This is a genomic window from Novosphingobium resinovorum (assembly GCF_027922145.1).
Taxonomy (GTDB): Bacteria; Pseudomonadota; Alphaproteobacteria; order Sphingomonadales; family Sphingomonadaceae; genus Novosphingobium; species Novosphingobium resinovorum.
The window spans coordinates 111,727-124,101 of record NZ_BSFC01000011.1; the positions used below are offsets into that span (position 1 = coordinate 111,727).

13 protein-coding genes are annotated in these 12,375 nt (G+C 64.5%); 8 read left to right on the forward strand and 5 right to left on the reverse strand.

The window, feature by feature from the left end; genetic code table 11:
- Positions 1 to 171 precede the first annotated feature (171 nt).
- From rpsF to rplI, 3 genes are read left to right on the forward strand one after another with little or no spacing between them, the layout of a single operon-like run.
- Positions 172 to 534 (forward strand): 30S ribosomal protein S6, encoded by a 363-nt coding sequence (gene rpsF / locus PKE80_RS05425; RefSeq protein ID WP_008832807.1) that lies wholly within the window; start codon positions 172 to 174, stop codon positions 532 to 534.
- 5 nt (positions 535 to 539) lie between these two features.
- Positions 540 to 764 carry a 30S ribosomal protein S18 gene (gene rpsR / locus PKE80_RS05430; protein WP_007686754.1) on the forward strand — a complete coding sequence of 75 codons (225 nt, stop codon included), beginning with the start codon at positions 540 to 542 and terminating at the stop codon, positions 762 to 764.
- Positions 765 to 779: 15 nt separating this feature from the next.
- Positions 780 to 1,376 (forward strand): 50S ribosomal protein L9, encoded by a 597-nt coding sequence (rplI, locus tag PKE80_RS05435; protein WP_271181632.1) that lies wholly within the window; start codon positions 780 to 782, stop codon positions 1,374 to 1,376.
- A gap of 159 nt (positions 1,377 to 1,535) precedes the next feature.
- Here the strand turns inward: rplI and PKE80_RS05440 are convergent, their stop codons facing one another.
- The gene (locus tag PKE80_RS05440) at positions 1,536 to 1,691 is read right to left on the reverse strand and encodes a hypothetical protein (protein ID WP_271181633.1); all 156 of its coding nucleotides are present in this window, start codon (positions 1,689 to 1,691) and stop codon (positions 1,536 to 1,538) included.
- Between PKE80_RS05440 and PKE80_RS05445 the strand changes: the two genes are divergently transcribed.
- The 4 genes from PKE80_RS05445 to PKE80_RS05460 all read left to right on the forward strand — a co-directional run bounded on the left by PKE80_RS05445 (position 1,683) and on the right by PKE80_RS05460 (position 8,099).
- Positions 1,683 to 2,189 (forward strand): GNAT family N-acetyltransferase, encoded by a 507-nt coding sequence (locus PKE80_RS05445; protein ID WP_271181634.1) that lies wholly within the window; start codon positions 1,683 to 1,685, stop codon positions 2,187 to 2,189. The genes PKE80_RS05440 and PKE80_RS05445 overlap by 9 nt on opposite strands.
- 84 nt (positions 2,190 to 2,273) lie before the next feature.
- A complete protein-coding gene (locus PKE80_RS05450; protein WP_271181635.1) occupies positions 2,274 to 3,704 on the forward strand; it encodes an AMP nucleosidase in 1,431 nt (476 codons plus the stop codon).
- A gap of 563 nt (positions 3,705 to 4,267) precedes the next feature.
- Positions 4,268 to 7,051: a TonB-dependent receptor gene (locus tag PKE80_RS05455; RefSeq protein ID WP_271181636.1), complete on the forward strand. Its 2,784-nt coding sequence runs from the start codon at positions 4,268 to 4,270 to the stop codon at positions 7,049 to 7,051.
- 259 nt (positions 7,052 to 7,310) lie between these two features.
- On the forward strand, positions 7,311 to 8,099 hold the full coding sequence (locus tag PKE80_RS05460; RefSeq protein ID WP_271181637.1) for a sulfotransferase family protein: 789 nt from the start codon (positions 7,311 to 7,313) through the stop codon (positions 8,097 to 8,099).
- Here PKE80_RS05460 and PKE80_RS05465 read toward each other — a convergent pair.
- The gene (locus PKE80_RS05465) at positions 8,050 to 9,873 is read right to left on the reverse strand and encodes a M2 family metallopeptidase (protein ID WP_271181638.1); all 1,824 of its coding nucleotides are present in this window, start codon (positions 9,871 to 9,873) and stop codon (positions 8,050 to 8,052) included. The genes PKE80_RS05460 and PKE80_RS05465 overlap by 50 nt on opposite strands.
- Before the next feature lie 161 nt (positions 9,874 to 10,034).
- On the opposite strand from PKE80_RS05465, the gene PKE80_RS05470 reads away from it, so the two are divergent.
- On the forward strand, positions 10,035 to 10,493 hold the full coding sequence (locus PKE80_RS05470) for a cupin domain-containing protein (protein ID WP_036522612.1): 459 nt from the start codon (positions 10,035 to 10,037) through the stop codon (positions 10,491 to 10,493).
- Positions 10,494 to 10,591: 98 nt separating this feature from the next.
- Here PKE80_RS05470 and PKE80_RS05475 read toward each other — a convergent pair whose 3' ends face one another.
- The 3 genes from PKE80_RS05475 to PKE80_RS05485 are packed head-to-tail and all read right to left on the reverse strand — an operon-like array spanning position 10,592 to position 12,349.
- The gene (locus PKE80_RS05475) at positions 10,592 to 11,350 is read right to left on the reverse strand and encodes an alpha/beta fold hydrolase (protein WP_008830018.1); all 759 of its coding nucleotides are present in this window, start codon (positions 11,348 to 11,350) and stop codon (positions 10,592 to 10,594) included.
- Positions 11,351 to 11,369: 19 nt separating this feature from the next.
- Positions 11,370 to 11,813, reverse strand: a complete 444-nt coding sequence (locus PKE80_RS05480) for a GFA family protein (RefSeq protein ID WP_271181639.1) — start codon at positions 11,811 to 11,813, stop codon at positions 11,370 to 11,372.
- Entirely contained in the window at positions 11,810 to 12,349 is a 540-nt protein-coding gene (locus PKE80_RS05485) for a DUF1993 domain-containing protein (protein WP_271181640.1), read from the reverse strand. Before PKE80_RS05485 ends, PKE80_RS05480 begins: the two co-directional genes overlap by 4 nt.
- Positions 12,350 to 12,375: the final 26 nt, after the last annotated feature.

Genomic DNA, 12,375 nt, shown 5'->3' on the forward strand with positions numbered 1-12,375 from the left:
GGGTGGGCTTCCCCCTTCTCTGCCCACACCGCGCTTGCATTCCGTCCAAAATCCGCTAAGCGCGCCCCTTCCCCAAAGTCCGAGGACACAGGGAAACCCAAAGAAAGCCGGAGGGGCCTCGCAATCCCGCGAGTCGCCAGCGATCGGTTAGACTAGATAAAGGAAGCTGCCGTGGCTCTATATGAGCACGTGTTCCTGGCACGCCAGGACCTCAGCCAGGCGCAAGTCGATGCGCTTGCTGCCGCCGCCACCGAGATCGTCGAGTCGAACCAGGGCAAGGTCGTCAAGACCGAGACCTGGGGCCTCAAGAATCTCGCGTACAAGATCAAGCGCAACCGCAAGGCTCACTTCGTGATGCTGAACATCGAGGCTTCGGGCGACGTCGTCGCCGAGCTCGAGCGCCAGACGCAGATCAACGAAGACGTCATCCGCTACGTGACCATCCGCGTCGACGAGCACGAGGAAGGCCCTTCGGTCATGATGCGCAAGACCGACCGCGAGCGTACTCGCCGTCGCGAACGTGAAGGGAACTGATTTCCATGGCACGTGCATTCTTCCGCCGCCGCAAGTCCTGCCCGTTCTCGGGCAAGAACGCGCCGAAGATCGACTACAAGGACGTTCGTCTGCTTCAGGGCTTCATGTCCGAGCGTGGCAAGATCGTCCCCAGCCGCATCACCGCGGTTTCCGCAAAGAAGCAGCGTGAGCTGGGCCAGGCTATCAAGCGTGCCCGCCACATCGGCCTGCTTCCCTTCATCGTGAAGTAAGGGAGGGACCTACCCATGCAGATCATCCTCCTGGAACGCATCGAGAAGCTCGGCGCCATCGGCGACGTCGTCTCGGTCAAGGACGGTTACGCCCGTAACTACCTGCTTCCGAACAAGAAGGCCCTCCGCGCCAACGACGCGAACAAGAAGGTCTTCGAAGCCAACCGCGCCAAGATCGAAGCCGACAACGCAGAGCGTCGTACGGCTGCCGAAGCCAACTCGGGCAACGTCGAAGGCAAGCAGATCGTCCTGATCCGCGCCTCGTCGAACTCGGGCCAGCTTTACGGTTCGGTTTCGGTCCGCGACATCGTCGATGGCCTGAACGCCGAAGGCGCGAACGTGTCGAAGCAGATGATCGTGCTCGAGCGCCCGATCAAGACGCTCGGCATCTTCGACGTCAAGGTTTCGCTGCACCCCGAAGTTGCGGTCAACGTCAAGGTGAACGTCGCCCGTTCGCCCGACGAAGCCGAACTGCAGTCGCAGGGCGTGGACGTGATGGCCGCGATGTTCGAACAGGACGTCTCGGGCTTCACCGAAGCCTACGACCCGAACGCCGAACCCGGCGAAATCGCGGTCGAGGAAACCGAGGAAGAGGGCGAGGCGCAGGCCTGAGCCTTTCCTTCGGTTACCGAGGAATAGCAAAGCCCTCGTTCCCAAGCGGAACGGGGGCTTTTCCTTTTTGGGTCGAGCAGTTTGTGCCGATGGGGCTTTGACAAGCTCAGCCTGAGCGGTGTTGAGAGCAGGCTCTCAGAGCATCCGATGCCCCCTTCGTCATTGCGAGCGCAGCGAAGCAATCCAGGGCAATTCAGCGCCGCTCTGGATTGCTTCGCTGCGCTCGCAATGACGATCAATGAAAATCCAAATCCCGCTCAGGCTGAGCTTGTCGAAGCCCCCTCGACCGGGCAGACGCGGAAAACCATGATCCATCCCGTCACCCCCGCCGACTACCGCGCCGACGCAGCCCTGCGCCGCGCGATGCTGGCGCTCAACAACGCCCACGCCGTCGAACTCTCCTTCGCCGACGAAGCGCGCATGGCGATGCTGGTGGAGGAGGCATTCCTCGCCGCGCGGGTCGGCAGCGTGGACGCCCTGCTCCTCGCCTTCGCGCCCGGAGCCGCATACGACAGCGCCAACTACCGCTGGTTCGAACAACGCTATGCCAGCTTCGTCTACGTCGACCGCGTTGTCGTCGCTCCGGAAGCGCGCGGTCGGGGTCTGGCCCGCAAGCTCTACGCCCACCTATTCGACGCCGCACGCGCTGCAGGCCACGAGCGCGTGGTCTGCGAGGTCAATTCCGATCCTCCCAACCCGGCTTCCGACGCCTTCCATGCCGCCCTCGGCTTCACGCCCATCGGCGAGGCGCTGCTGGAGAACGGCAAGACGGTGACGTATCTCTCGCTGGAGCTGTCGTCGTCCCGGACTTGATCCGGGACGACGCAACGACACCGTCATCACCCTGCCCATATCGCCCCCTATTGCGCCGCAGCACGGAATGCGTAATAGATGGCCATGCAGAAGATGAAAGAAACCATCGCGGAATTGGTCCGCGTTTACGAAGCCGCCGTTTCCACTCTCAAGGCCGATATCGCCGCCTTCGTAGAGAACGGCATCCTCCCCCCTTCAGATCGCCGCGCGAACCGGCTCTGGACATATCCGGAGCTGCGGATCACGTATCGCGGCACCGAACTCAACGCCCGCGCCTCGCGCGCGTTCGGGCGGCTCGAGATGGCTGGCACATATGCCACTACCGTTACGCGCCCGCATCTCTTCGCCTCCTACCTCGAGGAACAGCTCGCACTGATCGAGGCCGAGTACGAAGTGGAATTCGAGGTAGCCGCGTCCACGCAGGAGATCCCCTTCCCCTACGTGCTCGAAGGCGTATCGGTCGGCACAGTCACCCCGCAGGAACTGGCGAGCCACTTCCCCAGCACCGAACTGGCGATGATCGGCGACGAGATCGCCGACGGCACCTTCCTCGCCGCCGAGGACGAACCGCACCCGCTGGCCCTGTTCGACGGCCTGCGCACCGACTTCTCCCTCGCGCGCCTGGCGCACTACACCGGCACAAGCCCGGACCACTGCCAGCGCTTCGTGCTGTTCACCAACTACCACCGCTATGTGGACGAGTTCGTGGACTGGGCGGGCACGCAAGTCGGCTCGGACGGCTATGTCGCGCTTTCGGGCGCCGGCGGCCTCTATCTCGACGCGCCGGTTGAGAACGCGCGCGCACGCCTGTCCGACACCGCATGGCGCCGCCACCAGATGCCCGCCTACCACCTCATTCGCAAGGACGGTTCGGGCATCACGCTGGTCAACATCGGTGTCGGCCCGTCCAACGCCAAGACCATCACCGATCACCTCGCGGTGCTGCGCCCCGAGGCGTGGCTGATGATCGGCCACTGCGGCGGCCTGCGCGAAAGCCAGCGCATCGGCGACTACGTGCTCGCCCATGCCTATCTGCGGGACGACCACGTGCTCGACCCGGTGCTGCCGCCCGAGATCCCGCTGCCCGCCATCGCCGAAGTGCAGCTGGCCCTGGCGCAGGCGGCCGAGGTCGTCAGCGGCGAAGGCGGCGCGAACCTCAAGAAGCGGATGCGCACCGGCACCATCGTCACCACCGACGATCGCAACTGGGAATTGCGCTACACCGAGTCCGCCAAGCGCTTCTCGCTGAGCCGCGCGATCGGCATCGACATGGAAAGCGCCACGATCAGCGCGCAGGGCTACCGCTTCCGCGTACCTTACGGGACGCTGCTGTGCGTCTCGGACAAGCCGCTGCACGGCGAACTCAAGCTGCCGGGCCAGGCCAACCGCTTCTATGAAGAGGCGATCGCCAGCCACCTCAAGATCGGCCTCATCACCTGCGACCTGCTGCGCGAACAGGGTGACCGCCTGCACTCGCGCAAGCTGCGCGCGTTCAACGAGCCGCCGTTCCGGTAGGAAACAGCCTACCGGGCCAGAACACGAAGCCGACCGTCGCGACCTGAGCGGCGGTCGGCTTTTTCGTTGCGCCTGCAGAAAAGCGGCGGACGGCTACTCTCCCTCGCGGGATATATTCGTGATACGCCGCTTAACACGCAGAGAGCCTGCAGAATTTCGCTACGCGCACTCGCGCGAATGTTCTGGTGGTTGGTAATTTTATGCCCGCATTCCGAAACGACGATAGGCTCAAGCGCAATCTTATTCCCAATGTCATCGCAAGCCTTCCAAACGGCCACAGAACATTTACTTTCGCGAATAATCCTGCATTCAATATAGAAACTGAATTCGATTAACTTATTTTCAATGAAACATATGTGAAATGAATTTCAGGTATATTTCACGTTTATTTCCAATATTGAAATAGATGTGATCGATATACAACGCCATCAATTCATTATCCGCACATCGATGATTATATGATGACAGCCTGATCCTTACGGGAGCAGACGCATTCGCCTGCTTCCGGCGTCGAGGATTTCGCACCGCCGGAATCTGCGAAAGGAGCATCAATGACCCCCCACATGAAGCGTTTGCTTCTGGCTTCGACCCTGCTGATGGGCCTGCCTGCGGCAGCGCACGCGCAGGACGAAGCGCCCTCCGCCACGGACGCGGCCGACACCGGCGACGCGATCATCGTCACCGGCTCGCGCCTGCGCAATGCCAACCTCGAGCAGGCCGCGCCGATCATGGCCGTGACCGCCGCCGAGATGAAGGCGACCGGCCAGGTCAACGTCGAGAACGTTCTGAAGGAAATCCCGCAGCTGGTCCCCGACCAGACCGGCGCCTCGAACAACCCGGGTGACGGCGTCGCCACCGCCAACCTGCGCGGCCTCGGCGCCTCGCGCACGCTGGTGCTGGTCAACGGCCGCCGCTACGTCTCGTACGACACCAACCAGATCGTCGACCTCAACACGATCCCGACCGCCCTGCTGGAGCGCGTCGACGTGGTGACCGGCGGCAAGTCGGCCGTCTACGGTTCGGACGCGGTCACCGGCGTCGTCAACTTCGTGACGAAGCAGGACTACGACGGTATCCAGGCCAACGCCAACTACCGCCTGACCGACGCGGGCGACGGCGCGCAGTACACGGGCGGCATTCTGGCGGGCAAGAACTTCGCGGACGGGCGCGGCAACATCACCGTCTACGGCGAGTACAGCCAGCGCAAGGCGATCACGCAGGCATCGCGCAGCTACACCAAGACGGCCATGACCGACGGCGACGATGGCACCCTCGTCGCGGGTGGCTCCTCGTCGATCCCGGCGACGCGCATGAATCTGGGCGGCACCAACTACAAGTTCGGGCAGGACGGCAGCTATTCGGCCTACGACAGCAGCACCGACGCTTACAACTACGCGACCGAGAACTACCTGCAGGTCCCGCAAAAGCGCGAACTCGTCTTCGCGCAGGCGCACTTCGACGTCAGCGACGCGCTGACGCTCTATGCCGAGGGCCAGTACGTCCACAACCGCGTCAAGAACCAGCTAGCGCCGACCCCGGTGACCGGCAGCTTCTCGATCGACAACGACAGCTCGTTCCTCTCGGCCGACAGCCAGGCGCTTCTGCAGGGCTACGACACCGACGGCGACGGCTACACCACCGCCAACATCTACCGCCGCCTGAGCGAGATCGGCGACCGCGTACAGGTCACCGACAGCAAGGCGGTGCGCGGCCTGATCGGCGCGCGCGGCGACATCGGCCACGACTGGAGCTACGACGTCTACGCCAGCTTCTCGCGCACCCGGCGGACCGAGTACCAGTACGGCAACATCTCGCGCAGCCGTCTGCAGCAGGGCCTGCTGACGACCTATGACGCCGACGGCAACCTCGTGTGCACCGACACCAGCAACGGCTGCGTGCCCGTGAACATCTTCGGCGAGGGCAACATCAGCGACGCGGCGGTCGACTTCCTGTCGATCGACACCGTCAACCGCTCGACCATCACCGAGAAGGTCGTCAGCGGCGCGATCAGCAACAACAACCTGTTCGACCTCGGCGCAGGCCCGGCCGGTTTCGCGTTCGGCGCCGAGTACCGCTCCGAGCACGGCAGCTACAACCCGGACGAACTGCTGTCCTCCGGCGACGTCGTCGGCTTCAACGCCAGCGACGCGACTTCGGGCGGCTACAACGTCAAGGAGCTGTTCGCCGAAATCGACGTGCCGCTGATCGCCGACAAGCCCTTCATCGAGCGCCTCGAATTCAACGGCGCGGCCCGCTACTCGTACTACTCGACGGCGGCCAAGTCGGTGGGCACCTTCTCGGCCGGGCTCGTCTACGCGCCGATCAAGGACATCAGCTTCCGTGGCCAGTTCTCCCGCGCGGTGCGTGCGCCGACGGTGAACGACCTCTATAGCGGCAGCTCGCAGAACTTCGAGACTGCGACCGATCCGTGCTCGACGCCGGACGCGACGAGCTACTCCAACCTTTACGCCGCCTGCGTCGCCTCGGGCGTCGCCGCTGCGGACGTGGGTAACGACCAGTACAATGCCGCCGCGACCCAGATCGAAAGCTACAACGGCGGCAACACCAAGCTGCGCGAGGAGACCGCGAACACCTACACCTTCGGTGTCGTGCTCCAGCCGCAGATGATCCCGGGCCTGTCGATCACGGCCGACTACTATCACATCAAGATCGACAACTTCATCACCGCCGTCGGCACCGCCAACCTGCTCACGGCCTGCTACGGCGACGCAGGCAACAACTACACGTCCTACGACAGCAGCACCTGTTCGCTGCTGCCGCGCGACAGCACCGGCACCATCGTCGGCGCCATCGACAACCTGAGCAACACCGGCGGGGTCAAAACCGACGGCATCGACTTCGACGCGCAGTACACCATCCCGCTGGCGTTCGGCCGCAACAACTCCAGCAAGCTGAACCTGCGCGTCGCGGGGTCTTACCTGATGAACTGGACGTTCCGCCCGATGGCCTCGCTGCCCGACCTCGTGGTCGACTGCGCGGGCAAGTTCGGCCTGAGCTGCAGCAACGTCTACGCCAAGTGGCGCCTCAACAGCCGCGCCACCTGGTCGACCGAGGACCTGAGCGTGTCGCTGGCATGGCGCCACCTCTCGGCGGTGGACGACGACACCGGCGGCTATGCGGTCGACCATATCCCGGCCTATAACTACTTCGACCTCAGCGCGAGCGTCGACGTGGCCAAGCGCTTCACCTGGAACATCGGCATGAACAATATGTTCAACAAGAAGCCGCCTGTCCTTGGTGACAACCAGGAGCAGTCGAACACCTATCCGTCGACCTACGACGTCTACGGCCGGACGTTCTTCACCGGCATCACCGTCGACTTCTGATGAAACTGGGTGCTGGTGATGGCGATCGCTGCCACCCAATTTCCGTCATCCCCGCGAAGGCGGGGACCCAACTGATGATCGTGCAACACGACAATTCAGGAGATGGGTTCCCGCCTTCGCGGGAATGACGATGTGAGGAACCGCGATTCGCGGGCGACCCAAAGCGTCCTTGCGGCACTCGCCGCAGGGGCGCTTCCGCTCGCCTGAATGAAATATTGATGAAATTGCAGGTTCAAGTTCGCCCCATAGCGTCCGGGGCATGCCAAAGCCCTCCCAGACTTCGACTTCAGGCGCCACCGGCACTGCCGGGATCAACCGCCTGATCGCCTCCGCCTTTCGCGTCCGCCTCGTCAGCGACGTGCCCGAAAGGCTGGCGCGCTCTCCGCTGCCCTACCGGCCCAACGCCAAGCGGCGCGAGCGCATCACGACCATCCAGCGGCGCGGCGTGCTGTTCATCCATGTGCCCAAGAACGCCGGAACCTCGGTCTGCCACCAGCTCTACGGAACCCAGATCAAGCACGAGACCGTGCGCTACTACGCCAGCGTCGCCCCGCGCGTGCTCGACCTGCCGAGCTTCGCCATCCTGCGCGACCCGGTGTGCCGGTTCCTTTCGGCCTTCACCTATGCCAGCAACGGCGGCACCCGCGATCGCAAGGTCGCCCGCCCCTTCAACGCGCGTTACCGCGCGTTCGAAAGCGTGGACGACGCCATCGACCACCTCGCCACCGCGCGCAGTCCGTTCGACATCGACCACATCTTCCGCCCGCAGTCCTGGTATCTGACCGACGCCAGGGGCGACTGCCGCGTCGAAAACCTGATCCCCTACGAGGAGATCGACAGCCTCGGCGCCATCATGGGGCTGGACGAACTCGACGCCCTGCCCCGCCTCAACCGCAGCAATAAAGCCGCCGCGCCGATCCGGCTCAATCCCAGCCAGGAAGCCTTCATCGAGGACTTCTACGCCGGGGATTATGCCCTGTGGCGCGGCGCCATGCGGGTCACCAGCCTGAAGTCTCGCCCTTGTTCTGCGCGTCGAGCCACTTCTTGAGCGGCGCGAAGTAGTCCAGCATCGGCTTGGCGCTCATCTGCGGCGAGCCGGTGAACGTCTTGAGCGCCTCGGGCCAGGGCTTCGACATGCCCATCGCCAGCATCGCATTCAGGTTCTCGCCGACCTTCTTGTTGCCGTAGAAGCTGCAGCGGTGCAGCGGCCCCTTCCACCCGGCCTGCTTGCAAGCCGCCTGATAGAACTGGAACTGCAGAATCCGCGCGAGGAAGTAGCGGGTGTAAGGCGTGTTGCCCGGAACGTGGAACTTCGCGCCCGCATCGAACCCGTCGTCCGAGCGCGCCGAGGGCGGGGTGATGCCCTGATAGTCGAGGCGCATCTTCGTCCACGCCTTGTTGTAGTCGGCGGGCTGGATCGAGCCGTCGAAGATGCCCCAGCGATAGCGGTCGATCATCAGGCCGAAGGGCAGGAACGCCACCTTGTCCATCGCCTGACGCAGCAGCAGGCCGATGTCCTTGTCGGCGCCGGGGACCTTGCTCTTGTCGAGCAGGCCGATCTGCACGAGGTACTGCGGCGTGATCGACAGCGCGATGAAGTCGCCGATCGCCTCGTGGAAGCCGTCGTTGGCGCCGTTCAGGTAGAGATATGGCTGCTTGTTGTAGGCGCGCTGGTAATAGTTGTGGCCCAGTTCGTGGTGGATCGTGACGAAGTCCTCGGAATTGACCTTCGTGCACATCTTGATGCGGATGTCGTCCTTGTTGTCGACGTCCCATGCCGAGGCGTGGCAGATCACCTCGCGGTCGGCGGGCTTGGTGATCATCGAGCGGGTCCAGAACGTGCCCGGCAGCGGATCGAAGCCCAGCGAGGAATAGAACCCCTCGCCCGCCTTAACCATGTCGAGCGGCTTCTTGCCCTGCGCCTTCAGCAGATCACCTATGTCATATCCGAGATCACCCGCACCCTGCGGCGCGACGAGCGGGTAGACGTTGCCCCATTCCTGCGCCCACATGTTGCCGAGTAGGTCGGCGCGGATCGGGCCGGTGCGCGGCTGCACGGCATCGCCGTACTTCTCGTTCAGCTTGCGGCGCACGTAAGTATGCAGCGCCAGATAGAGCGGCTTGGTCTCTTCCCACAGGCGCTGGGTTTCGGCGGCGAACTGCTCGGGCGTCATGTCGTAGCCGGAGCGCCACATGGCGCCGACGTCGGCATAGCCCAGTTCCTTCGCGCCCTGGTTGGCGATGCCGACCATCTGCGCGTAGTCCGCCTTCATCGGCGCGCCGACGTTGTCGTGCCAGCTGGTCCACATTTCGGCGAATTCGGCCGGGCTATGCTGCAGGTTGCCCATCTCCGCCTCGATGTCCGAACCGTTGATCGACTTGCCGTCGAGCGTGCCCTTGCCCTTGCCATAGGCCGACGATAGCCGCGTGGTGATCTCGCTCAACTGCGCCGCCGCGCCGGGCGTGTTGGGCGCGGGCAGGACGATGCCCTGACGCAGGATGCCCAGCTTGCGCGACACGTCCGCATCGAGACCGGAAACCTTCGCAAACTTCGCCGCTTCGACCGCGTACTTCACCTGCTTCTCGGTGAGGTCGCCGTTGGACTTCGCCGCCAGCGCGTCGGTATCCTCGGTGATGTAGGTGTAATTGACCCAGTTCGCCTGATTGTTACCCAGCGAGAAGTCGAACAGGTCCTTCTCGGCATCGGCGACGAACTTCGCGGCACCCTCCGCCGTCTGCGGGTAATCCTCCGCATGGGCCGGGACGACGGCGAACGAAAGGCTTGCAGCCAATGCGGCAAGCGCGGTGGAGGCGAATTTCATGGGGGGAACCTCTCTGAACCTTTGAATGGCCGCGAGACTAGTCGCCCCTCGCGCGGGATCAACCGCTGGCGGACGAATATCCTCGGCCACGAGTGCAGCAACGCATCGCCGCCATGCGATCAAAGGAGTGGCCGGGCACACTGAAGCGAGGTTTTGCGACCATGCTGCGGGCTGCTTCCATCAAGCAAGGGGGACGCTCGCTCCACATGCCGATCCATGTCGTCTACGCCACGCCGGAAGGCCGCTCCCGCATGAAGCCCGTGACCATGGCGGGCGGCCTGTCCTACCTCGACCCGCCGCGCCCCGCGCTGGGCTGGCGCACGGTGATCTGGGAAGGCCCTGCCTTCACCGACAGCTTCCATACCGCGCAGGGCTTCGGCAGCCTCCAGACGATCCTTGAAGGCCGCCTCACCATCACCGTGACGGATGGAGACCTGCGCCGCGTGACCGGCGGCCCCGGCGACGCCTTCGTCTTCGTCGACACGACCGGTGACGGCCATGAGGCCTCCCGCCCGGACGACGCCACCTTGCGTGCGATCAATATCCGCTTCGCAGACGACTGGGCCGCCCTCACCGAAACCTTCGACGGCTGGCCGGAAGAGGCCGTGCCTTTCGCCTGAAACATCCTCACCGTCTTTGCGAGCGCAGCGAAGCAACCCAGAGCCGCTCGGTGTTGCCCTGGATTGCTACGCTGTGCTCGCAATGACGATAGGCGCGGTCAGCCCAGAAACCCAGCGATCGCCCTGCCGAGATCCTTGAACGTCACCGACGACATGTGATTGCCCGGCACTTCAGCATAAGTGCCCTGCGGCAGTGCCGCGGCGAGGTCCTGCGCCGAGCCGTTGTCGTGATCGTCCGCGCCGCACACGCACAGCGTCGGCATCGTCACTTGCGCGATGGCGTCGGGCGCGGTGTCGTCCACCGAGCCAAGCAGCAGGCGCGCGGCCACGCGGTCGATCTTCATCGACTTCATGAAAGCCTGCGCCACAAACGCCTTGTCGCCGCGCTCGATGGTCCCGAAGCGGTCGATGGCGTCGACGAAATGCGCGCTGCGCTTCGCCCAGCCCGACAGGCCCGTCAGCCCCATTCCGCCCAGCACCAGCCGCTGCGGCGCCAGCCCCGCCAGCACGCCGCGCACCACCGTCCGCGCGCCAAGCGAAAAGCCGCCGAGGTCGTATTCCGAAAGGCCCAGCGAGCCGATCACCGCCTTGAGATCGCGCACCAGCACGTCGGACGGATAGGCATCCGCATCGTGCGGGCCGTCGCTCTGCCCGTGAGCGCGCAAGTCCGGCATGAACACCTCGAAGCCCGCATCGGCGAGTATCTTGGCATTGCCGAACTTGATCCAGTTCACCTCGGCGCTGGAGAACAGCCCGTGCAGCAGCACCAACGGCCGTCCGCCGGTATCGCCCATGGTGTGCAGGGCGAGCTTCGCCCCGCCGAAACCTTCGACGAAATCGGTCTTCACATCGCTCACAGGCAAACTCGCTTTCCGGTCATTCAGGCGGCTCGAGACCGGCGGCCTTCCATCGGTCCATGACGCTCGCGTTCTCGGCGCTCGTCATGCCGGGCAAGTGCCGCACGTCGGTCCATGCCGTCAACATGCTTTCGGTCGCATAGTTCTGGCTGGGGCGGAACGGCGCGGGATCGTCGAAGCTGCCGACGGTCAGGTCGATGTTATCCCCGTCCAGAAATGCGAAGCCCAGCGGCGTGCCGCACTGCGAGCAGAACGGCCGATGCGCGATCGGCGATGAGGCGTACCAGTCCGGCTCCGTCTCCCACCGCACGGCCGATTGCGGCGCATTGACGAACGCGATAGACACCCCGCCGGTCGCCCGCTGGCACATGCGGCAATGGCACAAGTATGCCTTGTCGGGCTCAACCTCGGCGCGGTAGCGGATGCGGCCGCACTGGCAGCCGCCGGTCATTGCCCGCGTCATGACGCCGGCTCGGGCGCCAGCGGCCGGATATCGCCGCCGATGTGCCGCATGAAGTCGGCCTTGCCGAGCGGCACGCCCTTCATCCGCAGGATCGCGTAAGCCGTGGTCAGGTGGAAATAGAGGTTGGGCAGGATCCAGTCGTCGAGATAACGCTGCGCGGGCAGTTCGAGGTAGACGCCCATCCGCTCCAGCACGATCCGTTTGGCTTCGGGCGTGACGGCCGCGACTTCCGTAGCCAGCAGCGCGATCGTGTCCGCCAGCACCGCGCGGGCTTCTGCCCAGTCGACCACCGGCTGCACTTCGTTGGGCAGGTCCGCGCCCCGGCTCCAGACGACGAACTGCAGCGGCTGCGTGCAGGTTGCCGCGACCTGCCAGGCCAGCGGATGCATGTCCCCGGCCAGCCGCGCCGCCGCCAGTTCGTCAAGCGCGACATCCGCCTCTGCCGCCCATTCCTCGGCCTTGTCGAGCACCGCCGACAGCGTCTCCAGCCGGGCGGCCAGCAGTTTGAGGGCGTTCTTCGTCTCGGCGGCGTCCATGCAATCCTCCATCCCGGTGTCAGGTG

Excerpts from the sequence above, each read along its gene's own strand:
- PKE80_RS05445 (WP_271181634.1), top strand. The coding sequence starts at position 1,683 with ATGATCCATCCCGTCACCCCCGCCGACTACCGCGCCGACGCAGCCCTG.
- rpsR (WP_007686754.1), top strand. The coding sequence starts at position 540 with ATGGCACGTGCATTCTTCCGCCGCCGCAAGTCCTGCCCGTTCTCGGGC.
- PKE80_RS05485 (WP_271181640.1), bottom strand. The coding sequence starts at position 12,349 with ATGGACGCCGCCGAGACGAAGAACGCCCTCAAACTGCTGGCCGCCCGG.
- rplI (WP_271181632.1), top strand. The coding sequence starts at position 780 with ATGCAGATCATCCTCCTGGAACGCATCGAGAAGCTCGGCGCCATCGGC.
- PKE80_RS05440 (WP_271181633.1), bottom strand. The coding sequence starts at position 1,691 with ATGGATCATGGTTTTCCGCGTCTGCCCGGTCGAGGGGGCTTCGACAAG.
- PKE80_RS05450 (WP_271181635.1), top strand. The coding sequence starts at position 2,274 with ATGCAGAAGATGAAAGAAACCATCGCGGAATTGGTCCGCGTTTACGAA.
- PKE80_RS05455 (WP_271181636.1), top strand. The coding sequence starts at position 4,268 with ATGAAGCGTTTGCTTCTGGCTTCGACCCTGCTGATGGGCCTGCCTGCG.
- PKE80_RS05460 (WP_271181637.1), top strand. The coding sequence starts at position 7,311 with ATGCCAAAGCCCTCCCAGACTTCGACTTCAGGCGCCACCGGCACTGCC.
- PKE80_RS05480 (WP_271181639.1), bottom strand. The coding sequence starts at position 11,813 with ATGACGCGGGCAATGACCGGCGGCTGCCAGTGCGGCCGCATCCGCTAC.
- PKE80_RS05470 (WP_036522612.1), top strand. The coding sequence starts at position 10,035 with ATGCTGCGGGCTGCTTCCATCAAGCAAGGGGGACGCTCGCTCCACATG.
- PKE80_RS05465 (WP_271181638.1), bottom strand. The coding sequence starts at position 9,873 with ATGAAATTCGCCTCCACCGCGCTTGCCGCATTGGCTGCAAGCCTTTCG.